Origin of the sequence: Caballeronia udeis, from assembly GCF_001544555.2 — a bacterium.
Taxonomy (GTDB): domain Bacteria; phylum Pseudomonadota; class Gammaproteobacteria; order Burkholderiales; family Burkholderiaceae; genus Caballeronia; species Caballeronia udeis.
Genome location: NZ_FCOK02000001.1, coordinates 99,994 through 122,057 on the forward strand (window position 1 = coordinate 99,994; position 22,064 = coordinate 122,057).

Consider the following 22,064-nt stretch of genomic DNA (forward strand, 5'->3'; position numbering starts at 1 on the left):
ATATTTTCTGCGACCTAATAGACCCTGAATAATATATTGGACACGCGTTCGCACAAGCTTCATCCTTTCGCGATCGAACAATAAAATTCTCAAGGAGCCCCCACATGGCCTTCAATCGCCGCTCGAAAAACATCACGCAGGGCATCGCGCGTTCCCCGAACCGCTCGATGTATTACGCCCTTGGCTACAAGGAAGAAGACTTCGACAAGCCGATGATCGGCATCGCCAACGGTCATTCCACCATCACGCCGTGCAACTCGGGGCTGCAAAAGCTCGCCGATGCCGCGATCGAATCGATCCGTAAGTCGGACGCGAATCCGCAGGTTTTTGGCACGCCGACCATCTCGGACGGCATGTCGATGGGCACCGAAGGCATGAAGTACTCGCTCGTGTCGCGCGAAGTGATCGCCGACTGTATTGAAACGGCCGTGCAAGGCCAGTGGATGGACGGCGTGGTCGTGATCGGCGGCTGCGACAAGAACATGCCCGGCGGCATGATCGGCCTCGCGCGCATGAACGTGCCGGGCATCTACGTGTATGGCGGCACGATCCGCCCGGGCAACTGGAAGGGCGTGGACCTGACCATCGTCTCGTCGTTCGAAGCGGTGGGTGAATTCTCGGCCGGGCGTATGTCGAAGGAAGATTTCGACGGCATCGAGAAAAACGCCTGCCCGTCGAGCGGTTCGTGCGGCGGCATGTACACGGCCAACACCATGAGCTCGTCGTTCGAGGCGCTCGGCATGTCGCTGATGTATTCATCGACCATGGCGAACCCCGACGAAGAAAAGGTCACGTCCGCAGCGGAATCGGCGCGTGTGCTGGTCGAAGCGGTCAAGGCCGACCTCAAGCCGCGCGACATCATCACGAAGAAATCGATTGAAAACGCTGTCGCGCTGATCATGGCGACGGGCGGCTCGACCAATGCCGTGCTGCACTACCTGGCTATCGCCCATGCGGCGGAAGTGGAATGGAGCATCGACGACTTCGAGCGCATGCGCAAGAAAGTGCCGGTGATCTGCAACCTGAAGCCGTCGGGTCAGTACGTGGCGACCGATCTGCACAAGGCCGGCGGTATTCCGCAGGTGCTGAAGATCTTGCTCGACGCGGGCATGCTGCACGGCGATTGCATCACGATCACGGGCAAGACCATTGCGGAAGAACTGAAGGACGTGCCGTCGAAGCCGCGCGCTGACCAGGACGTGATTTTCCCGATCGACAAGGCGCTCTACGACGAAGGCCACCTGGCAATCCTGAAGGGCAACCTGGCGCCGGACGGCGCCGTGGCGAAGATCACCGGCCTGAAGAACCCGGTCATCACAGGCCCGGCGCGCGTGTTCGAGGACGAGCAAAGCGCGATGACCGCGATTGTCGCCGGGCAGATCAAGGCGGGCGATATCGTGGTGTTGCGTTATCTCGGCCCGAAGGGCGGTCCGGGCATGCCGGAAATGCTGGCGCCAACTTCAGCAATCATCGGCCAGGGGCTGGGTGAATCGGTGGGCCTGATTACCGATGGACGCTTCTCCGGCGGAACGTGGGGCATGGTCGTGGGTCACGTTGCGCCCGAAGCGTATGCGGGCGGCACGATCGCGTTCATCAAGGAAGGGGACTCGATCACCATCGACGCGCACAAGCTGCTGTTGCAACTGAACGTGGACGACGCCGAGATCGAGCGCCGTCGCGGGGAGTGGAAGCAGCCTGCGCCGCGATATACACGTGGCGTGCTGGCCAAGTATGCTGCACTCGCGTTGCCGGCGAACAAGGGCGCGGTAACGGGCTGATTGAGGGCTGATCGCGGGCTGTTTTTTCGCTTGGCGCCGGCGGACCGTTTCAGGTTCTGCCGGTGCCGGCGAAGATAAATGCTGCACTAGGCCGGGTTCGGCTCCAGCGGGAACCGCAACCGCCCTGAAAACCCCTTCTACTGGCGCCCTCGCCGCTCCAGTTCGTCCGCCACCGCCTCGCGCACCCATTGCGTCAACTCGGTTTCCAGCGCCAACGCAACCTCCCGCGTGATCTGGCTGACCAGCCAGTTCGAATGCTCCTGCAACGACTCCCTGCAACGCTCCTCGATCAGCGCCCGGCCATCGCCTGTCAAAAAGTGCGTAAACCGCCCGCGCAGCCTGTCCGCGATCATATCGGCGTCGCGATCCGCGCCGTGCGCAAGCTCCTCGCGCGAGGGCGCCGCCGCCGGCGACAGCACCGGCTCCGGCGCACGCGGTGCAACACGGGCACGGTCAGGCCGGCCCGGCACGATGACATTGGTCAGGACGGGAATGGAAGAATCGAAGTTTTCGGGTGTTTCAGCCGTATCGGGCGAGGTGGTGGTGGGCACGGTGGACTCCGTCTCTTGATGGCAGGCTGATGATGGCAGGCAGACTTCAGGCTAACGGCGGGCGTTTTTTACGATCATACCGCGTGGCCGCCGCGCCCTGCGACTGAGCGGGGTGCTCAGCCGCCCTGCTTGTAGTTGTTGAGCACATAGCCCCGATCGCGATAGAACCTGTACCGGTCGCGCCCGGCCACGAGTTCGTGCTCCTCGTTGCCGACCACTTCCAGCAGGCGCTCAAACCGCGCGAACTGCGGCGGTACCGTTGCGCCGAGGTTCAGCAGGATCTGGTGCAACGGACTCTGCACCAGCGACTCCAGCGACGCAGTCAGCCACACCGGCGTTTCAGCCGCCAGCGCGCTGTCCGCCATGCAATGCGGCACGAACTCGAGCGGCTTGAACGTCCACAATTGCTCGTCGAACCGTTTCAACCGCTCGGGTTCCGCCAGCACGATCAACGGCTGGCCGCTCAGGTACGCCTTGCGCACGAGACGGCAGGCGTACGCGATCGAATCCCCCACATTCGAATGGAAATCGATTCGCGTCATGCCGGCCCCTCCACGCTCACGCTTGCTTCAACCACGCTCATTCGCCCGCACGATCGACCAGGAACTGCGTGAGCAGCGGCACGGGACGTCCGGTTGCGCCCTTTGCGGCGCCACTTTTCCACGCCGTACCCGCGATGTCGAGGTGAGCCCACGGGTAGTTCTGCGCGAAACGCGACAGGAAACACGCCGCGGTAATCGCGCCGCCCGGCCGGCCGCCAATGTTCGCGACATCGGCGAAATTCGACTTCAGCAGGTCCTGGTATTCGTCGTCGAGCGGCATGCGCCAGGTCGGGTCAATAGCTTCTTTCGATGCATCCAGCAACTCGCCCGCCAACGCGTCGTCCTTTGAGAACAGGCCCGTGTTGTGATGGCCAAGCGCGACCACGCACGCGCCCGTGAGCGTGGCGATATCGATCACGGCAGCGGGCTTGAAACGTTCCACGTAGGTCAGCGCGTCGCAGAGAATCAGGCGGCCTTCCGCGTCCGTATTCAGCACTTCGATAGTTGTGCCCGACATGGACGTGACAATGTCACCCGGCTTCACCGCGTTGCCGGCCGGCATGTTCTCGCAGGTCGGCACCACGCCGATCACGTTGAGTTTCAGCCCCATTTCCGCGATGGCGCGCATGGTGCCGAACACGGATCCGGCGCCGAGCATGTCGTACTTCATCTCGTCCATGCCTTCGCCCGGCTTGATGGAGATGCCGCCGGTGTCGAACGTGATGCCCTTGCCGACCAACACGACCGGAGCAGCCTTCGCGCCCGCGCCCTGGTGATGCATCACGATGAACGCAGGCGGTTCTACCGAGCCTTTCGCGACCGACAGGAACGAACCCATGCCCAGCGCTTCGATCTGCTTCTGGCCGAGTACTTCCACCTTCAGCTTGAACTCCTTGCCCAGCTTTTTCGCGGTATGGCCGAGATACGTGGGCGTGCAGACGTTCGGCGGCAAGTTGCCGAGATCGCGCGTGAGATCCATGCCGTTGGCGAGCGCCGTGGCGTGTTTCACGGCGAGCTTCGCGGCTTTTTCGTCGGCGGCGTCGATGCTGAACACCACTTTCTTCAGCGCCCGATCGCCGTTTTCCGGTTTGCTTTTCATCTGCGTGAACTTGTAGGTCAACTCGCGCAGCGCGAGGATGGCGCAGCGCACACCCCAGTCGCCAGTGCGTTCGGGCACCGGCAGCTGGGCGAGCGTGAAGGCCACGTTCGCGATCTTCGTGGCAAGCAGTGCTCGCCAGGCGGCGCGCGCGGCTTCCGTGTAAGCCTTCTGATTGAAAGCGTCCTGCTTGCCGAGCCCGACCAGCAAAATCCGTGACGCGCCAATCCCCGTCACTTCGGTCAGCATCAGCGTGGAACCTGCCTTGCCGCTCATGTCGCCGGCTTTTACCGTGCGCGTGAGCAGACCCTTGGTCACCAAATCCATCTCGCGGGCTGCGCCCGTCAACGTCTGCGCTTCGAACACTCCGAGCACCACTACATCGGCCTTCCCGTTAAGGAAACCATTTGCCGAGCCTTTGCTCCAATCACAGGCTTTTATGCTAAAGTCCATCGCGCTTATCCTCGGATAAAATCTGGGCTGAAGGATGAAAGCCGCAATTATCCGCTATTTTTTCCGAGGCGGTCGCAGGCAGCGATACCCTGATTGAATGTCTCGCTCATGACCCGTTCTCATGACCCGTTCAATCGGCACGTTTGTCATGGCGTGTGGCGCAAACGCGGACCGCACATAATCCAACCGCCTGGTCGCCGCCGGTTTCCACCTGACAATCAATGATCTTCGAACGCTCCCTTCAGCGTGAACTCGCGTATACGGCTGGCGCCGTATTCATGGTGCTGCTCACGATCATGCTGACCACGATGATGATTCGCATCGTCGGCTTTGCAGCATCGGGGCAAGTCGACCCGCGCGACGTCGTCGTGCTGATCGGCCTGACCGTTATCGGCTATCTTGCCGTGATCATGATCGTGACCCTGTTCGTCTCCATCCTGTTCGTGCTGACGCGCTGGTATCGCGACTCGGAAATGGTTGTGTGGCTCGCGTCAGGCATCAGTCAGACGGCGCTGATCAAACCGATCGCGCTCTTCTCCACGCCCATCATCATCGCCATTGTATTTTTCGCGTTCGTCGTGTGGCCCTGGTCGAATTTGCAAAGCAAGCTGATCAAGGCGCGGTTCCAGCAACGCGACGAAGTCTCGCTGCTCGCACCCGGCCAGTTCCGCGAATCGCAAACCAGCCACCGGGTGTTTTTCATCGAGAAGATGTCGCCGGACCAGGGTCACGTGCAGAACGTGTTCGTGACGAGCACGGAAGGCGGCAAGGTCAACGTGGTGGTATCGAAGAACGGCCATACCGAAACGCACGCCAATGGCGATCGTTTCGTGGTGCTGGAAAACGGCCGCCGCTACGACGGCATTCCAGGGCAGCCAAACTTCCGGATCATGGAATTCGAGCGCTACGGCGTGAAAATCCAAAGCCAGCAATTCGTGAACACGCCGACCACGACCGGCATGTATACGAGCGAGCTGCTGGCCAATCCCACCCGTGACAACCTTGCCGAAATCGCGTGGCGCGCGGGTCTGCCGCTGATCGCGATCAACCTGATGCTGCTCGCCATTCCGCTCTCTTACCAGAACCCCCGACGCAGTCGCACAATCAATCTCGTGATGGCCGTGCTGATCTATCTGACGTATTCCAACCTGCTGAACGTGGTGCAGTCGTGGATCGAGCAAGGCCGGGTATCGTTTGTGGTCGGGCTGGTGGCGCTGCACATAATCGTCTCAGTCATGGTTGCGTTCATCTTCTGGATGCGCATACGCAATCGCCCGCTCTTCAAGCTGTCGGCGTTCACCCGCTCGAAAGGGGCCTGACGCAATGCGCATTTACGAACGGTATTTCGCGCGTCAGATCTATCTCGCGTTCATCTTCATCCTGTTTGCATTCTCGGGCCTGTTCTTCTTCTTTGACCTGATCAATGAGCTGAACACGGTCGGGCACGGCAATTACAAGTTCGGGCTGGCCGTGCTGCGGGTAGCATTGCAGACGCCCTCGCGCTTCTACGAAATCATCCCGGTTGCCGCACTGATTGCGGCCATATACGTGTTCGCACAAATGGCCGCCGCGTCCGAGTTCACCATTTTCCGTGTGTCAGGATTGTCCACCGGCAAGGCGCTGCGCTCGCTGCTCAAGATTGGCATACCGATGGTGCTGCTCACGTACGTGATCGGCGAAGTGGTTGGCCCCTACTCCGACCAGCTCTCGGAGAAAGTGCGGCTCGAAGCGCTGGGGTCGTCGGTGTCGATGAACTTCGAATCAGGCGTCTGGGTGAAAGACACGCTGACCGCGCGAGCGGACGGCGAACAGGTCACGCGCTTTGTGAACGTGGGCACGCTGAATCCGGATACGACCATTGCCGACGTCCGTATCTACGAATTCGATTCGCTGTTCCGGCTGACGAACGTGCGGATTGCCAAAAGCGGCGTGTTCCAGCCGCCGGGCCACTGGAAACTCACCGACGTAACGGACACCGAACTCATCGACGCACCGCCGCAAGCCGTGAATCCAGGTGACGCGCTCAACCCGGTGTATCGCGCGAAACAGATCACCCTGCCCGAGTATTCGCTGCGCTCCGAACTCACGCCGCAGATTTTGTCGGTGCTGCTGGTGTCGCCGGACAGGATGTCGATGTTCAGCCTGTTCCGCTACATCCAGCATTTGACGGAAAATCATCAGGACACGCAGCGTTATCAGATCGCGTTCTGGCGCAAGATCCTGTATCCGCTCGCGGTGCTCGTGATGCTGGTGCTGTCGCTGCCGTTCGCGTACCTGCATACGCGCGCCGGCGTGGTCGGTGTGAAAGTATTCGGCGGCATCATGATCGGCATGAGCTTCCAGCTCATCAACACGCTGTTCTCGCACATTGGTACGCTGAACACCTGGCCCGCGCCATTGACGGCCGCAGCACCGGCGCTGGCGTATCTGGTCATCGGCCTGATCGGGTTGCGATGGGTGGACCGGCATTAGGGTATTAGTGCTTCAAGACTGTGGAGAACGCCATGAGCAAGCACGGTTTGATCTTGTTCGGCCACGGTGCACGGGATCCGCGCTGGGCCGAACCTTTCGAACGGCTCGCCACGAAACTGCGGGCGCTGCGTCCTGAGCCGGTGTCGCTCGCGTTTCTCGAACTGATGACGCCTGATTTGCCCACGGCTATCGAACAGCTGGTAGCGCACGGGTGCGATGCAGTCACCGTCGTGCCCGTGTTTTTCGGTCAGGGCGGCCACATACGGCGTGATCTGCCCGAATTGCTCGATCGATGCCGCGTGATGTTTCCGTCGCTGACACTTCACTGTGCGACAGCCGTTGGTGAAGACGAGTCCGTGCTGAATGCGGTTGCGCAATATTGCGTTCGGCAGATTGAATAGGGTTTTCTTCCCCTCGCTAACGCGCTGATAAGTGCTCACGAAAGCACGACCGTTTTCCACGATGCCCCGCAAGTCACGGACTTTCGGGGCATTTTCTTGTCCGAAGAATTTTCCCGCCCGCGCATCTGCACCGATGCTCCGACATCGACTGCGGGGTGAGTTTCCGCACATTCCCGCCGCGTTCGCTTCATCAATCAAGCATCTCTTAGGTTGTTATAAATAGTCATATCTGATTAATTAAGCGTCTTATTTGGTCAGATATGGATAAATTCACCACTCCATAACATTGACACTCTTCAGTTTTTGTCTATACTGACCAATTAAGTAGGTTTATATGTCAGATACGACAAAATGAAGCGCAACAACAGGGAATTTTCTTCTCCGGAACTCAGCCGCGAGGCCGAGGGGCTGGGACGTGCCATCGCCGCCGCCCGGATCGCACGTAACATGACCCGAAAGGATTTTTCCGAACGAGCCAACATCAGCCCGAGCACACTGGTACGCATTGAAAACGGCGATGTTTCGGTCAGTTTCTCATCGTGGCTGCATGCATTTGAACGGGCCGGCCTGCTCGGATTGCTCCAGCCGCTCGCGAATCCGCAAAACGACGTGATCGGTGAAGCGCGGCGTAAAACGGAATCCCGTGTGCGCCCACGCAAGACCGCTTCAAAGACAGGCGAGTATGATTTTTAATACTACGACATGGAGCAAATACGTCTTCATCGCCCTCGAAGGCGCGGCCGAGTCGGTTCCTGCCGGTAAGCTCGAGCTATTCGAAGAAGGCATCAAGCCTGCCGGATCGACCTTCGTCTACGGCAACAAGTATCTGCAACGCGCAAACGCCGCTGCTGTGGACCCGGTCAGCATGCCTTTGGACAAAGCAAAGCAGTCCAAAGAAATGGTATTCCAGCCACCTGCCGGACTGGCGCTGTTTGGCGCCATTCGTGATGCAGCCCCGGACTCCTGGGGAAGGCGCGTTATCGAGAATATGTTGAGGGCTGCGCCCGACGGCTTGCCCGAGACCGAATATCTGGCTCATGCCGGCCCACACCGGACCGGCGCACTGGATTTCAGGGACTCCCCCACCGCCCCTGCGGAACCCGGCAAGTTGCCGGATGCCAAAGAGCTGTCCTATCTGCTCGACGCCGCAGCCATGATCCAGGACGGCAAGCCGGTTCCGAAAAAGCTGCAATTGCTCTTTAGCGTCGGTGCAACGTTCGGTGGTGCAAGACCCAAAGCCGTGCTGCTGGACAATGGACGGCAATGGGTTGCCAAATTCCCCGTCGCCCGGGACGGTTTCAACGTTCCTGTGGTCGAGCGCGCAACGCTTGAACTCGCCCGCAAGTGCGGGATGCGCGTTCCCGTGACCAAGCCCGTGCACCTGCCTGACGGGCGTGACGTCATGCTGATCGAGCGGTTTGACCGCGTGCCGCTGCCCGGAGGCGCGTTCGGCAAACGGCACGTCGTGAGCGCGCTGACCATGCTCAAGATGCATGAGAGCGATACCGCATCGGCCAATTACACCGACCTGGCCGACCTGCTCGGTGAGCGCGGCGCAACGGGCTTTGTGGCGGCCGACAAGGTCGAGTTGTTCAAGCGCATGGTGTTCAACATCCTCGTGACGAACGACGACGACCATCTGCGCAATCACGCGTTTGTGTGGGACGGAGCGAACAAGGGCTGGCGTCTGAGCGACCTTTACGACGTCGTGCCGAAGCCGCAGGTGGGCTCCGAGCGCTTCCTCGTCCTGGGAGTTGGCCCGGCAATGGGCCGGCTGGCGACGCTCGACAATGCCCTCTCCGCGGCCGGGCGATTCGGCCTGCTCAAGCACGCGGCCGTCGAAATCATCCAGCAACTATCGGCGGTTGTGAGGGAGTGGCGGACCTACTTCGAGGAATTCGGCGTTCCCAAGGCAGAGTGCGACAAGATAACCACGGCGTTCCGGAAGCCGCAGGCCATTGGTCTGCGGGAAGTGGAAAAAGCGGTGCAGAAAGCGTAGTTCTTCAAAGGCCGCGGAACAGAGCGTTGAAAACGCAATTGAGGCAAGCGTCAGCTATCCCGCATGCATGTGAAAAAGCCCTCGCGGGTCATTGACCAACGAGGGCTTTCAGACGAAATGAACGGCAAGCTGCATCAAGCAGAGATCCCGCACGCTGCAGCGAGTTTTCTCCGCAATGGCCTTCGACCTGGATCAGGCTGCGGCTTGCATTGCCGCTTCCACGCCTTGGACCGATACCCCCAACGACCGCTCCGCAAACGCCTCACCGATCATCAGCAAACTCGGCTGCGATGCATCGAGCCAGTCCTGAGCCTCGCCAACTGCCATTTCGCCCAACGTCAGCGTCAACGACCGCTCACGTTCCGTACTGCAAGCCTCGACGATAGCAACCGGCGTCGACGCCGGCCGCCCTGCATCGATAAGCTGCTGCGCAATCTCCGGCGCGCTGTCGCGGCCCATGTAGAACACGAGCGAATCCGCGCTTGCCTGCTCGCGGATTTCATCGGTATCAGGCGCACGGCTGTAGGTCGCCAACGCCACACTCCGCGATACCCCGCGCAAGGTCAGCGAGCGCTTCAACGTCGCGGCGCTCGCCAGCGCGGCCGTAATCCCCGGCACCACTTCGTACTCAATACCCGCGGCTTCCAGCGCGCGCATTTCTTCGTCCGCGCGACCGAACAGCATGGGGTCTCCGCCCTTCAGGCGCACGACGATCTCATGCTCGCGGGCGGCATCGACGATCTGCTTGTTGATGAAATGCTGGGCGGTCGAACGCTGCCCACAGCGCTTGCCCACCGCGATCTTGCGCGCGTCCGGCGCGTGGTCGAGCATGGCCGGCTCGATCAGCGCATCGTGCAGAACGACTTGCGCCTGGCTCAGCAACCGGGCGCCGCGAACCGTAATCAGGTCCGCAGCACCCGGCCCCGCACCGATCAAATACACCTTACCCATAATCAATACTCAGGCTGAATACGCGCGAATCATCCCGGCCGCAACCGTGTGATGCGTCGCTTCATCGATAAGAACAAACGCACCGGTACCCTGATGCGTGTCGTAGGCATCGCAGACGATCGGCTTTTGAAGCGTCAGCGCCACGCGGCCAATGTCGTTCATCGTCAGGTTATGGCGGTCCACCGAGTGCAGCAGCGTATGCACGTCGAGCACTTCCTTGATCGCGCCAATCCGTGCGAACACCGTGTTCGTGGTCTGCTTCAGCAGGTACTTGCGCTGCTGCGAGAGCGGCTCTTCATCGAACCAGCAGAGGTCCGCGTCCAGCTTCTTCGCCGGCTCGATCTTCGTGCCGCTGGTGTTGCGCGGCACGAACGTATCGCCGCGCGACACATCGACATGTTCCGCCAGGCGAATGGTAACCGTCTGCCCCGCGAACGCACGATCCACCTGCGCCACGCCGCCCGGAACCGGCGCGATGATCTCGGCCACGGTTGCATCGCGGTTCGCCGGCAGCACGGTGATCGTGTCGCCCAGCTTCACCTCGCCCGACTCGACCCGGCCCATGTAGCCGCGGAAATCGTCGGCCTGATTGCCGTCCTGGCGTGCGACCCATTGCACCGGAAAACGCAGCGCCTGATCAACGGGCTGCGCGACCGGCAGCGCTTCGAGCAGATCGAGCAGCGGTTCGCCCGCGTACCAGGGCATACGCTCGCTGGCGCTCACGATGTTGTCGCCCTTCAACGCCGACACCGGTACGAAGCGCACATCGGCAATTCCAAGCCGGCGCGCAAGTTCAACATACGCGTCGCGGATCTCGTTGAAGCGCGACTCGCTGAAGTCGATCAGGTCCATCTTGTTGATCGCAACGATCACATGCTGCAGCCCAAGCAACTTGACGATCGCGCTATGGCGCACGGTCTGCGGCAGCAATTGCGCCACGCCGTCCTTCAACGTGACCCGTGTGGCGTCAACGAGAATGATCGCGGCATGCGCCGTCGAAGCGCCCGTCACCATGTTGCGGGTGTACTGCTCGTGGCCGGGGGTATCGGCAATGATGAACTTGCGCTTCGCGGTAGCGAAATAGCGGTATGCAACGTCGATCGTAATGCCCTGCTCACGCTCGGCTTCAAGACCATCCGTCAGCAGCGACAAATCGATTTCATCGCCAACGGTGCGCTTATTCTTCGCTCGCGACAACGCCGACAGCTGGTCCGACAACACCGCCTTGCTATCGAAAAGCAGACGGCCGATCAACGTGCTCTTGCCGTCGTCAACGCTGCCTGCCGTGATGAAACGCAACACGCCGAGGTCTTCGGGTTGATGAATGCTCATGATGTTTCCCTGTTCCTTGTTACGGCGTGATGCTTAGAAATAACCTTGTTTCTTGCGGGTTTCCATCGCGGCTTCGGACGCTTGATCGTCCATGCGCGTCGCGCCGCGTTCCGTGATTTCCGTCACCGCCGTCTCGGCGATGATCTTCTCGACATCGTCGGCATCGCTCGCAACGGGGCACGTGCAACTGATGTCGCCCACCGTCCGGAAACGCACAAGCGCTACTTCCGAGACTTCGCCTTCCTGCAACGGAGTCAGTGGCGTCAGCGGGACGAGCAGGCCATTGCGGCGGATGATCTCGCGATCGTGCGCATAGTAAATGGACGGCAGTTCAAGCTTCTCGCGGCCGATGTATTGCCAGATATCCAGCTCGGTCCAGTTCGAGATCGGGAACACGCGCAGATGCTCGCCGTTATGCAGGCGCGCGTTATAGATGCTCCACAGTTCCGGGCGTTGCGCTTTCGGGTCCCACTGGCCGAATTCATCGCGGAAAGAGAAGATGCGCTCTTTCGCACGGGCCTTTTCTTCATCGCGGCGCGCTCCGCCGATCAACGCCGTATAACCGTACTCTTCGATGGTTTCGAGCAACGTCACCGCTTGCGCGGCGTTGCGCGAATCCGTTTCGCGACGCAGGCGCACGGTGCCTTTCCTGATCGAATCTTCGACATGACCGACCACGAGTTCGGCACCAATCTCAGCAGCGCGGCGATCGCGGAAGTCGATGACTTCGTCAAAATTATGACCGGTATCGATATGAACCAGCGGGAACGGCAGCACGGTCTTGCGGCCCGAGCCCAGCCCAAATGCCTTCAACGCGAGATGCAGCACAACGACCGAATCCTTACCGCCGGAGAACAGCAACGCAGGCTTGCTGCACTCGGCCACGAGTTCGCGCAGGATGTGAATGGACTCGGCTTCGAGCCAGTCGAGGTGGTCCATCCGGTTACCGCGGTTCGCCACCGGGGCGTTGACTGTTGAATCGAGCGTGGTGCTCATATGCGTCGTTCCTTGGTTACTTTGCATGACACCAGGCTTGAGCGAGCGTCATGCGTCAATATCAATGCGTTCAGAGCGCCGAACTTGGCGCTGCGCTGCGGTCTTCCACGATCTTTATATTCGTCACGTGCAATCCGCATTCCTTCGTGTCCCGCGACTCCCACCACCAGCGTCCTGCCCGGCTGTCTTCGCCCGGACGGATGGCGCGCGTGCACGGCTCACAGCCAATGCTCGGATAACCGCGCGCATGCAGCGGGTTGACGGGGACATCGAAAGCTTTCAAATAGGCCCAGACATCGGCTTCAGTCCAGTCCGCGAGCGGATTGAATTTGGCGATGCCACGCGGCGCGTCGTGCTCTTCTTCGTGTAACTCTACGCGAGTCACCGATTGCTCGCGGCGCTGTCCCGTAACCCACGCGCTCACGTCTTTCAGCGCACGATTCAGCGGTTCGACCTTACGAATCCCGCAGCAGCTTTTACGCAGGTCGACGCTTTCATAGAACGCGTTCAGACCGTGATCCCGAACATACTCCTCAACCGCTTGCGGCTGCGGATGAAACTGCTCGATATCATAGCCATAACGCTCTTTCACACGGTCGATCATGCCCAGCGTTTCAGCATGCAGACGGCCCGTGTTCAGCGAAAAGATGCCGATCTTTACACCGCGTGAAAGAATGGCATGCGTAAGCAGCATATCTTCGGCCGCGAGACTGCTGGCTAGCTTGACGTTCGCATGACGTTGCGCGATGGAATCGAGCAGGGAGTCCAGACGTTCGACCTTGGCTTGCAGTTCGGCATTCATGCCGACGCTCCGGCGACTGAGCTACGTTCCGCTGCGCCACGACGGCGAAACAGCGGTTCCGGATTGTCCACTGCACCCTGATACGGAATGCTCAATTCAGCGAACGCATTCAGCGCGTCGTGAATGTCTTTGTCGGCGCGAACGGCGAAGGCGTCGAAACCGCAACGTGCGTGAAAGCGCAACTGGTCGCGCAGTACGTCGCCGATGGCCCGCAACTCACCCTTCCACTGATAACGTTCGCGCAGCAAACGGCCGATGCTGAAACCGCGGCCATCGCTGAACTTCGGGAAATCAACGGCGATCAGCGCGATCTTGTCGAAATCCTCGACCAGTTCCGCGGGTTCATCGTCGGGGGCGAGCCACACGCCGATCAGCTCTTTCTTCTGCGCCGCGGTCAGCGCGTTCTTGTGCTCTTTCCACCACGTGAACGGCACGATTCCCCTGGCCGGCAACAATGCATCGACTGCGGGCAGCGTGCCATCTTCAGCGGCACGCACCACGGTCCAGTCGTCTTCAACCACTTCGCGATTCTTGATTATCAAAGCCATGTGCTTTTTTCCTTGAGCGACTCAACGTAGCAGATCAAGCATGCGCCGGTTGGCGCGACGCGTACACGCGTTCCTTGAACGGCGCGATGCCGATACGGCCGTACGTCTCGATGAAACGCTCGCCTTCAATGCGGTTCTCGACGAACGTATCGATCACTTGCGACACCACGTCGGGCATCTCTTCCGCCGAGAACGACGGGCCGATCACGCGGCCGAGATGCGCGCCCGTTACGCCCGAGCTTTGCTCGCCGCCGAGCGTGACCTGATACCACTCCGAGCCGTCCTTATCGACACCCAGCACACCGATGTTGCCGATGTGATGATGACCGCACGCGTTGATACAACCCGAGATGTTGAGCGTCAGGTCGCCCAGGTCATACACATAGTCAAGATCGCTGAAACGCTCTTGAATGGCTTGCGCGATCGGGATCGACTTCGCGTTCGCGAGCGAGCAGAAATCGCCGCCCGGGCACGCAATGATGTCGGTCAGCAAACCAATATTCGATGTCGCGAAACCCAGCGCCTTCGCGCGTTCCCACACCGTGTACAAGTCGCGCTTCTTCACGTTCGCGAGGATCAGGTTCTGCTCGTGCGAGACGCGGATTTCACCGAACGAGAATTCGTCGGCGAGATCGGCGACGGCTTCCATCTGCTTGTCCGTTGCGTCGCCCGGGGCAATGCCCGTGGGCTTCAGCGACAACGTCACCGACGCGTAACCCGGCACCTTGTGCGGACGCACGTTGCGTTCGATCCAGCGCGCGAACGCCTTGCTTTCGATCAGATGCTTTTCATACGACGCATCCGTATCCGGCAGCTTTTCATACGCGGGCGGTGCGAAGAACTGCGACACGCGGTCGAGTTCTTCCTGCGTGAGCGTGGAAGGACCGTCCTTCAAATGGACCCACTCTTCTTCCACTTGCTGCGCGAATTTCGCGGGGCTCAACGCCTTCACGAGAATCTTGATCCGCGCCTTGTACATATTGTCACGACGGCCGTAGCGGTTATACACACGCAATACGGCTTCGCAGTACGTCAGCAGATGCTGCCAGGGCAGATCTTCCTTGATGATCGCGCCAACAATCGGCGTGCGACCCAGGCCACCGCCCGCAAGAATGCTTGCGACCACTTCACCGGCTGCGTTCTTCTTCAGATAAACGCCCAGATCGTGCACTTGCACGGCCGCGCGATCTTCCACCGAGCCGTTGATCGCGATCTTGAACTTGCGCGGCAGCCAGGCGAATTCGGGGTGAAAAGTCGACCATTGGCGCAGGATTTCCGCCCAGGGACGCGGATCGACGAATTCATCGGGCGCCACGCCGGCAAATTGATCGGCGGTGATGTTGCGGATGCAATTGCCTGACGTTTGAATGCCGTGCATTTGCACCGACGCCAGCTTGCGCAGGATCTCCGGCGTCTCTTCGAGCTTGATCCAGTTGAACTGGATGTTGGTCCGCGTTGAAAAGTGGCCGTAACCGCGGTCGTGCTCACGCGCGATCGTGCCAAGCATGCGCATCTGGTCGCTGCGCAAATTGCCGTACGGAATCGCGATACGGTGCATGTACGCGTGCCGCTGCATATAGAGACCGTTCTGCAGGCGCAGCGGCCGGAATTCTTCTTCGCTCAACTCGCCGGACAAGCGGCGGCGCACTTGGTCGCTGTATTGAGCGACGCGTTCGTCGACGATTTTCTGGTCGATCTGATCGTATTGATACATTCGGGGGCCCCAGTTTTTAGTAGTTCCACCAGTACGGCGTCCTAGCCACGCCGCACATCGCCATGAGTAGAGTCATTGCCTGGAACGCCGTTCGGACAGTGCGTTCATTTGCTTATGACAAATACAGATATCGATATTGGAAAAATTGGCTCGATGGTAATAAACTTCCTATATATTGCAAACGACTGATAAATTACTTTGATATGCGGATGGGTTATATATGAATCTGCACCAGTTCCGCTTCGTGCGCGAAGCCGTCCGGCAGAACTACAACCTCACCGAAGCCGCTAAAGCGCTGTTCACGTCGCAGCCAGGGGTATCGAAGGCGATCATCGAGCTGGAGGATGAACTCGGGGTCGAGATCTTCACGCGTCACGGCAAACGGGTTCGTTCGCTGACGGAGCCGGGGCGAATTATCCTGGCATCGGTGGAAAAAATCCTGCAGGAAGTGGAAAGCCTGAAGCGTGTCGGTAAAGATTACGCGGCGCAGGATCAGGGCAACCTGGTGATCGCGGCCACGCATACGCAGGCGCGTTATTCCCTGCCGAACGCCATCGCGGAATTCAAGAAGCGTTTCCCGAAGGTGCACCTTTCGATTCTGCAAGGCAGTCCGACGCAGGTGGCCGAAATGGTCATCCACGATCAGGCCGACATCGCCATCGCCACGGAAGCGATCGCCAACTATAAGGAACTGGTGTCGTTGCCGTGTTTCCAGTGGCACCACGTCGCGGTCGTGCAGCCGGATCATCCGCTGCTCGAGCGCAAGCTGCTGACGCTCGACGACCTGGCGCAATACCCGATCATCACCTACGACAACGCGTTCGCCGGCCGCTCGAAAATCAACCAGGCTTTCGCGCTGCGCAACCTGACGCCCGATATCGTCCTGGAAGCCATTGATGCCGACGTGATCAAGACTTACGTCGAGCTGGGCCTGGGCGTGGGCATTCTCGCGGATATCGCGTTCAACCCCGAACGCGATAAGCATCTCCGCGCGATGCCCGTTGGCCATCTGTTCGGCACCAACGTCACGCGGCTCGCTTTGAAACAAGGCGCGTATTTACGCAGCTATGTGTACACGCTGGTCGAACTGCTTTCGCCTTCCATGAACCGCAAGCTGATCGAGCAGGCGCTCTCGGGCGAGCACGAAAGCTACGAGCTTTGATTGACCGGGTTCGAGTACGACGCGGGCCGCGCTCGCGTCGAAACTCGTGCCGCGCGATCGCGCCGCGCGATTTTTGTCAGCCCCACACTTCAGCATTTTTAAACCACACCTCTTCGCGGAGACCTTCCAATGAAGTTGTCGAAGTTCATGCGCCCGGCGCTGATGTTCAGCGCACTCGCGTTTTTCAGCGCAACGGCCAGTGCGCAACTGAAAGTCGGTATCGATCTGTCGAGCACGGGGCCGGCGGCCACCATCGGCATCACGAGCAAGAACGCCATGCTGATGTGGCCGAAGACTATTGCGGGTCAGCAGGCGGAATACATCATTCTCGACGACGGCTCCGACCCGGGCGCGGCCGTGCGCAATATCCGCAAACTGATTACAGAAGACAAGGTCGATGTGATCGTTGGACCGAACATCACGCCGGCAGCGCTCGCGGCGCTCGATCCGGTGGCCGAATACCAGACGCCGATGATCACGCTGATCGGCTCGGCGTCGGTGGTTGAACCGCAGGAAGGCAAGAAGGTGTGGGCGTTCAAGATGGCCCAGACCGACAGCGCCATGGCCGACGTCATGACGCGCACGATGGTCAGCCGGAACGTGAAGACGGTTGGGTTCATCGGTTTCGCCGATAGTTACGGCGATAGCTGGTTCAACGAATTCTCGAAGTTTGCCGAATTGCGGCATATCAAGGTGGTCGCGAGCGAGCGTTTTAATCGCACCGACGCGAGCGTGACCGGGCAGATTCTCAAGCTGATGGCCGCGAAACCGGATGCGGTGCTGATTGCGGGCGCGGGTACGCCGACGGTGCTGCCGGAACGCACGCTGATCGAGCGCGGCTACAAGGGCGCGATCTATCAGACGCACGGCATTGCGACGCCGGAGTTCATCAAGCTCGGCGGCAAGGATGTGGAAGGCACGCTGTTCCCGACGCAGCCGGTCGTGGTCGCGCGGACCTTGCCGGCGGATCATCCGTCGAAGAAGGCGGCGCTGGTTTTTGTTGACGCCTACGAAGCGAAGTACGGCAAGGGCACGGTCACGCAGTTTGCCGGCGATGCGGCTGGGGTCTATCCACGGCTGCAGGACGCGGTCGGACGGGCGCTGAAGGCCGGGCAGCCCGGTACGGTGGCGTTTCGGGTGGCATTGCGCTCGGAACTGGAACACGCGCATGAACTGGTTGTGCCGAACGGCGTGGTCAACACCAGTGCCACCGATCACGTCGGGTTGGATCAGCGGGCAAGCGTGATGGGCATCATCAAGAATGGCCAGTTCACGTATTTGAGCCAGTGAGTGGTCCATCTGGTCGAGCGCATGCCGTTATCTCCCGCGGGTGTCCGAGGGCTTGCCCGCGGAAACGATTTTCGGCATAATCGCTGACTTGCCGGTTGGCGTCGGATTTCTTCCGCCCTCAGTCGGCTGGTTCAAATGCTGTTTGCCCGGGTGGTGAAATTGGTAGACGCAGGGGACTCAAAATCCCCCGCCGCAAGGCGTGCCGGTTCGATTCCGGCCCCGGGCACCATTTCCGAAAAGCCGTTTCTGCGTATGCAGAGACGGCTTTTTCGCATCTGGGGCTGGGTTAGATCAGGGTTCGATCAATCACCCCGAGAAGCCACGTGCCAACCCGAACATTCCTCCGATCAGAACGCGTCCATCCCCGATATTCTCGTGGACTAGCATCGCGACCGCGAAGCTCTGACAGCCCTTCCCCGTCACGATTGTTTCTCTCTCCTCAAACCCCCGCGCACAAACAGATATCATGTGCGCTCGTTAATACTGCCGTGCACACCCGGCATTCCTGCTGGAGTTTCTATGGCCTCATCCCCTGATAGCGTCAGCATGGCGTTGTTTTGCGACTTCGAAAACGTCGCCCTCGGCGTACGCGACGCGAAATACGACAAGTTCGACATCATGCCGGTGCTCGAACGCCTGCTGCTCAAAGGCAGCATCGTGGTGAAGAAGGCTTATTGCGACTGGGATCGCTACAAAGGTTTTAAAGCCGCCATGCACGAAGCGAGTTTCGAGTTGATCGAAATTCCGCACGTGCGTCAGTCCGGCAAGAATTCAGCGGACATCCGCCTCGTCGTCGACGCACTCGATCTCTGCTACACGAAGTCCCATGTAGATACCTTCGTCATCATCAGCGGCGATTCGGACTTCTCGCCGCTCGTGTCGAAATTGCGTGAGAACGCGAAGAAAGTGATCGGCGTGGGCGTGAAAAACTCGACTTCCGACCTGCTCGTCGCGAACTGCGATGAATTCATTTTCTACGATGACCTCGTGCGCGAGCAGCAACGCGCGATCGCCAAGCGTGAAGCGCGCGAGGCCCGTGAAGCACGCGACGCACGGGATGCGAACGCGGCGGCTTCCTCGGCCAAACGCTCACCCGACGACGACCGCCAGCCCAAGCAGGAACTCGAAGCACGCAAGGCCAAGGCCATTGCGATCGCGGTGGAAACGTTCGATGACCTCGCCTCCGAGCGCGGCGAAAGCGGCAAGATCTGGGCCTCGGTCCTCAAAAGCGCGATCAAGCGGCGCAAGCCCGATTTCAACGAGTCGTACTACGGTTTCCGCGCGTTCGGCAATCTCCTTGAGGAAGCCCAGTTGCGCGGCTTGCTCGAAGTCGGACGGGACGAAAAGTCGGGATCATTTGTGTTTCGCGCGCAATCAGTGGCCGCAACGGAACCGGTAAGGGACATCGAGGCGCCCGTCGCGCCGAAGGAAAATCGGCAAACGGGGAATACGGGTAACGACCGGAACCGGAGGAAGGGCCGCAACCCGCGTCCGCAAGTTTCCGAACCCCTCTTCGATGAACCGCGCTCCGAGTCAAGCGGCGGCCCGAACTCACGACCGGAGGTTATGGAACCGCTTATCGACGAGCCCCAAAGCGCACAACCTGAGACCCAAGCCGAAGCGCGACCCAAGCAGGGCCGCGACCGCAATCGCCGAAACAATCGGAACCCAAGGCCGCAGGTTCACGAACCGCTGTTCGATGTAGCACAGGAACCGCCACCCGAAGCTCACGCTGAAGCCGCCGACGAGCGACCGTTCTTCACGCTACCGCCGAAGGCTAAGGAAGAATTCGTGTTCGTGGAACGCACGGAAGAAACGCTTGCGCAACCTGGCGAAGTCAGTGAAACGCCGTCACCCAAACGCGGCGTAGCGCGGCGTGGACGTCAGGCAGCAGCGAAGAAAGTCGTGGCAAAGACGCAGCCGGAAGCGCCGGTTGAGATTGCCGCTGCAGCCGACACCGCCGACAGCACGGACGAGTCTGCTGCAAGGAAAACCGCTGCGAAGAAAACGGCCGCAAAAAGGACGCCACGTAAAACGGCGCCGGCTAGCCGGCGTCCGCGAAAGACAGCGGCCGCAACGAGCGAAGAGTGAACGTTTGAAAACGCGTCATCGCCGTGACTTCGTTGTCATGGCGATGACGGCTTATGGAAAATTGCTTGCGGTTAAACGACTGGAACGCGTTGGCGACTGCCAGGAGTGGAGAGCCGAAATAAAACGCCGGGCTCTCCACAGCCGTCTTCATACGCTGCTGTGCTCAACTCGACAACGCAACGCCTCAAGGCTCCGGAATCTCCAGATCCATCAACGCCGAACTCAGCGATTTCCCGTGCGCATCGAGCGCGAGTGATCGTGTCACGCCACCACCCAGCGCGCGCCCGAGCACGAAATTCACCGCCGCTATTCCCGGCAATTCGAAGCGCGTCACATCGCTCTTCACCACATCGCTCAGATGCGCTTTCACACGCTCCGGCGTGACATGCGCGAGCAGATGATCGTAGTGCCGCGCGTCGTAACAGATCACCGATACATTCAGCGTATTGCCCTTGTCGCCGGTTCGCGAGTGAGCAAGCAGGCGTAATTTCATCTCAGGCCCCCACCATTTCAAACGATGGTCGCACGAGTTCTCGCGGCAACAACACCGACTGCACTGCGATCACTTCGCGCGCCGTCTTTGTCACCCCGCCGCCGCCGGCCGGACCATTGGTATAAAGCGTCTCGACTTCATTGCCGATACGAACCGCCTGCTCCATCGAATCAGTGCGGCCAGCGATACGCACGCGGACCTCATACGGTTCCGCATTACGCTCACCCAGCGTCGCGCCGTGCAACGAGTTGACACCGATCAGATCGAAGCGCAGTTCGCTGGTCGCGACGCCCGTTATCTCGAGCCGTTCACGCACGATCTCAAGTGCCAGCTTGGCCCGCGCGACCGCGCCCGGACCACCGTACGAAATCTGCCCCTCACCGATAAACCCATCCACGTAAGCCACGGTCACTTTTAACGTTCCTGTACGCGGTGTCCCGCGTCCTCCGCTTACGCGCACGCGATCCGGTGCTTCCTCCGCCACGCGAACCTGCGTGAAGTCGGCGACTACATCGGGCTGCAGATACCGGCGGGGATCGTGGATCTCGTACAGCAATTGCTCCTTGCACGTGGCCTCCGTCACACGGCCGCCGGCGTGCGCGACCTTGGTGATCGTGACGGCGCCATCGACTTCGACTTCGCCTATCGGAAAGCCGAGGCGCGCAAGCATTGGCACATCCTTGAAACCGGGATCGGCGAAATAACCGCCCGTGATCTGTCCGGCGCATTCGAGCAGATGCCCCACCACCGTCGCCTGACCAAGCATGTCCCAATCGTCCATTGCCCAGCCGAATGCGTGAATCAGCGGCGCCGTGAATAACGACGGATCAGCCGCGCGACCGGTGAGCACGATATCGGCGCCAGCCTTTAACGCGTCCACAATCGGCTCCGCGCCCAGATACGCATTCGCCGAAACAAGCCTGCTGTCATAGTCGGCAACGCTGTCGCCCGACTCCTCGAACACATACGTCCCTTGCCTCACGACATCGAGTACATCGTCACCGCTGATCGCAGCGATTTTCAAACCACCCAACACTAGCTCATGCGCAATAGATGCCGTCTTGCGTGCCGCCGCCAACGGGTTCGCCGCGCCCATGTTCGAGACGATCCGCACGCCGTTACGCACGGCGGCCGGTAACACCGCGCGCATCCGGGCTTCAAGCAACGGGTCATAACCCAGCTCGGGATTCGCTCGCCGCGCCTGTTGAGCAAGCGCAATGGTTCGCTCTGCCAAACACTCGAACACGAGATAGTCGAGCGCTCCATGTTCGGCCAGTTCGACCGCGGGCTCGATGCGATCGCCCGAGTAACCCGCGCCCGCGCCTATCCGCACGCGGGCAGCTTGGGTCTTAGCGTTGGATGCAACAGTCATACCCATTCCTTGCGTTGAAGA

General features: G+C 60.2%; 20 protein-coding genes and 1 tRNA gene. 10 read left to right on the forward strand and 11 right to left on the reverse strand.

The window, feature by feature from the left end:
• The first annotated feature begins 104 nt into the window (after positions 1-104).
• The gene (gene ilvD, locus AWB69_RS00525; protein WP_062080962.1) at positions 105-1,778 is read left to right on the forward strand and encodes a dihydroxy-acid dehydratase; all 1,674 of its coding nucleotides are present in this window, start codon (positions 105-107) and stop codon (positions 1,776-1,778) included.
• 137 nt (positions 1,779-1,915) lie between these two features.
• Here ilvD and AWB69_RS00530 read toward each other — a convergent pair whose 3' ends face one another.
• The 3 genes from AWB69_RS00530 to AWB69_RS00540 form a co-directional block, all read right to left on the reverse strand.
• Entirely contained in the window at positions 1,916-2,329 is a 414-nt protein-coding gene (locus tag AWB69_RS00530; RefSeq protein WP_062080964.1) for a DUF2486 family protein, read from the reverse strand.
• 116 nt (positions 2,330-2,445) lie between these two features.
• The gene (locus AWB69_RS00535; RefSeq protein WP_062080966.1) at positions 2,446-2,871 is read right to left on the reverse strand and encodes a DNA polymerase III subunit chi; all 426 of its coding nucleotides are present in this window, start codon (positions 2,869-2,871) and stop codon (positions 2,446-2,448) included.
• 37 nt (positions 2,872-2,908) lie between these two features.
• A complete protein-coding gene (locus AWB69_RS00540; protein WP_062080967.1) occupies positions 2,909-4,420 on the reverse strand; it encodes a leucyl aminopeptidase in 1,512 nt (503 codons plus the stop codon).
• Between the two features lie 221 nt (positions 4,421-4,641).
• On the opposite strand from AWB69_RS00540, the gene lptF reads away from it, so the two are divergent.
• The 5 genes from lptF (at position 4,642) to AWB69_RS00565 (ending at position 9,292) form a co-directional block, all read left to right on the forward strand.
• The gene (gene lptF, locus AWB69_RS00545; protein ID WP_062080969.1) at positions 4,642-5,739 is read left to right on the forward strand and encodes an LPS export ABC transporter permease LptF; all 1,098 of its coding nucleotides are present in this window, start codon (positions 4,642-4,644) and stop codon (positions 5,737-5,739) included.
• 4 nt (positions 5,740-5,743) lie between these two features.
• Positions 5,744-6,892 (forward strand): LPS export ABC transporter permease LptG, encoded by a 1,149-nt coding sequence (lptG, locus tag AWB69_RS00550; protein ID WP_062080971.1) that lies wholly within the window; start codon positions 5,744-5,746, stop codon positions 6,890-6,892.
• Between the two features lie 32 nt (positions 6,893-6,924).
• Positions 6,925-7,293, forward strand: a complete 369-nt coding sequence (locus AWB69_RS00555; protein WP_062080973.1) for a sirohydrochlorin chelatase — start codon at positions 6,925-6,927, stop codon at positions 7,291-7,293.
• A gap of 351 nt (positions 7,294-7,644) precedes the next feature.
• Positions 7,645-7,986, forward strand: coding sequence for a helix-turn-helix domain-containing protein (locus tag AWB69_RS00560; RefSeq protein WP_062080975.1), 342 nt, complete (start codon positions 7,645-7,647; stop codon positions 7,984-7,986).
• Complete coding sequence (locus AWB69_RS00565) at positions 7,976-9,292, forward strand: type II toxin-antitoxin system HipA family toxin (RefSeq protein WP_062080976.1); 1,317 nt, start codon at positions 7,976-7,978, stop codon at positions 9,290-9,292. Before AWB69_RS00560 ends, AWB69_RS00565 begins: the two co-directional genes overlap by 11 nt.
• A 192-nt stretch (positions 9,293-9,484) precedes the next feature.
• Here the strand turns inward: AWB69_RS00565 and cobA are convergent, their stop codons facing one another.
• The 6 genes from cobA to AWB69_RS00595 form a co-directional block, all read right to left on the reverse strand.
• On the reverse strand, positions 9,485-10,243 hold the full coding sequence (cobA, locus tag AWB69_RS00570) for a uroporphyrinogen-III C-methyltransferase (RefSeq protein WP_062080978.1): 759 nt from the start codon (positions 10,241-10,243) through the stop codon (positions 9,485-9,487).
• A gap of 9 nt (positions 10,244-10,252) precedes the next feature.
• Positions 10,253-11,578 (reverse strand): sulfate adenylyltransferase subunit 1, encoded by a 1,326-nt coding sequence (locus tag AWB69_RS00575; protein WP_197500148.1) that lies wholly within the window; start codon positions 11,576-11,578, stop codon positions 10,253-10,255.
• A gap of 30 nt (positions 11,579-11,608) precedes the next feature.
• The gene (gene cysD, locus AWB69_RS00580; protein WP_062080984.1) at positions 11,609-12,571 is read right to left on the reverse strand and encodes a sulfate adenylyltransferase subunit CysD; all 963 of its coding nucleotides are present in this window, start codon (positions 12,569-12,571) and stop codon (positions 11,609-11,611) included.
• Positions 12,572-12,641: 70 nt separating this feature from the next.
• Positions 12,642-13,373, reverse strand: a complete 732-nt coding sequence (locus AWB69_RS00585; RefSeq protein WP_062080986.1) for a phosphoadenylyl-sulfate reductase — start codon at positions 13,371-13,373, stop codon at positions 12,642-12,644.
• Positions 13,370-13,921: a DUF934 domain-containing protein gene (locus AWB69_RS00590; protein ID WP_062080987.1), complete on the reverse strand. Its 552-nt coding sequence runs from the start codon at positions 13,919-13,921 to the stop codon at positions 13,370-13,372. Before AWB69_RS00590 ends, AWB69_RS00585 begins: the two co-directional genes overlap by 4 nt.
• 34 nt (positions 13,922-13,955) lie before the next feature.
• Positions 13,956-15,635, reverse strand: a complete 1,680-nt coding sequence (locus AWB69_RS00595; RefSeq protein WP_062080989.1) for a nitrite/sulfite reductase — start codon at positions 15,633-15,635, stop codon at positions 13,956-13,958.
• A gap of 220 nt (positions 15,636-15,855) precedes the next feature.
• On the opposite strand from AWB69_RS00595, the gene AWB69_RS00600 reads away from it, so the two are divergent.
• The 4 genes from AWB69_RS00600 (at position 15,856) to AWB69_RS00615 (ending at position 20,178) form a co-directional block, all read left to right on the forward strand.
• On the forward strand, positions 15,856-16,797 hold the full coding sequence (locus tag AWB69_RS00600) for a CysB family HTH-type transcriptional regulator (protein WP_062080991.1): 942 nt from the start codon (positions 15,856-15,858) through the stop codon (positions 16,795-16,797).
• A 147-nt stretch (positions 16,798-16,944) separates the two neighbouring features.
• Positions 16,945-18,087, forward strand: a complete 1,143-nt coding sequence (locus AWB69_RS00605) for an ABC transporter substrate-binding protein (RefSeq protein WP_407923001.1) — start codon at positions 16,945-16,947, stop codon at positions 18,085-18,087.
• A gap of 144 nt (positions 18,088-18,231) precedes the next feature.
• Positions 18,232-18,316, forward strand: a tRNA-Leu gene (locus tag AWB69_RS00610).
• Between the two features lie 317 nt (positions 18,317-18,633).
• The gene (locus tag AWB69_RS00615; protein ID WP_062080994.1) at positions 18,634-20,178 is read left to right on the forward strand and encodes an NYN domain-containing protein; all 1,545 of its coding nucleotides are present in this window, start codon (positions 18,634-18,636) and stop codon (positions 20,176-20,178) included.
• Between the two features lie 184 nt (positions 20,179-20,362).
• Here the strand turns inward: AWB69_RS00615 and AWB69_RS00625 are convergent, their stop codons facing one another.
• Together AWB69_RS00625 and AWB69_RS00630 are read right to left on the reverse strand one after the other, a co-directional pair.
• On the reverse strand, positions 20,363-20,671 hold the full coding sequence (locus AWB69_RS00625; protein ID WP_062080997.1) for an AtuA-related protein: 309 nt from the start codon (positions 20,669-20,671) through the stop codon (positions 20,363-20,365).
• 1 nt (position 20,672) lies between these two features.
• Complete coding sequence (locus tag AWB69_RS00630; protein WP_156528695.1) at positions 20,673-22,043, reverse strand: acyclic terpene utilization AtuA family protein; 1,371 nt, start codon at positions 22,041-22,043, stop codon at positions 20,673-20,675.
• Positions 22,044-22,064 lie beyond the last annotated feature (21 nt).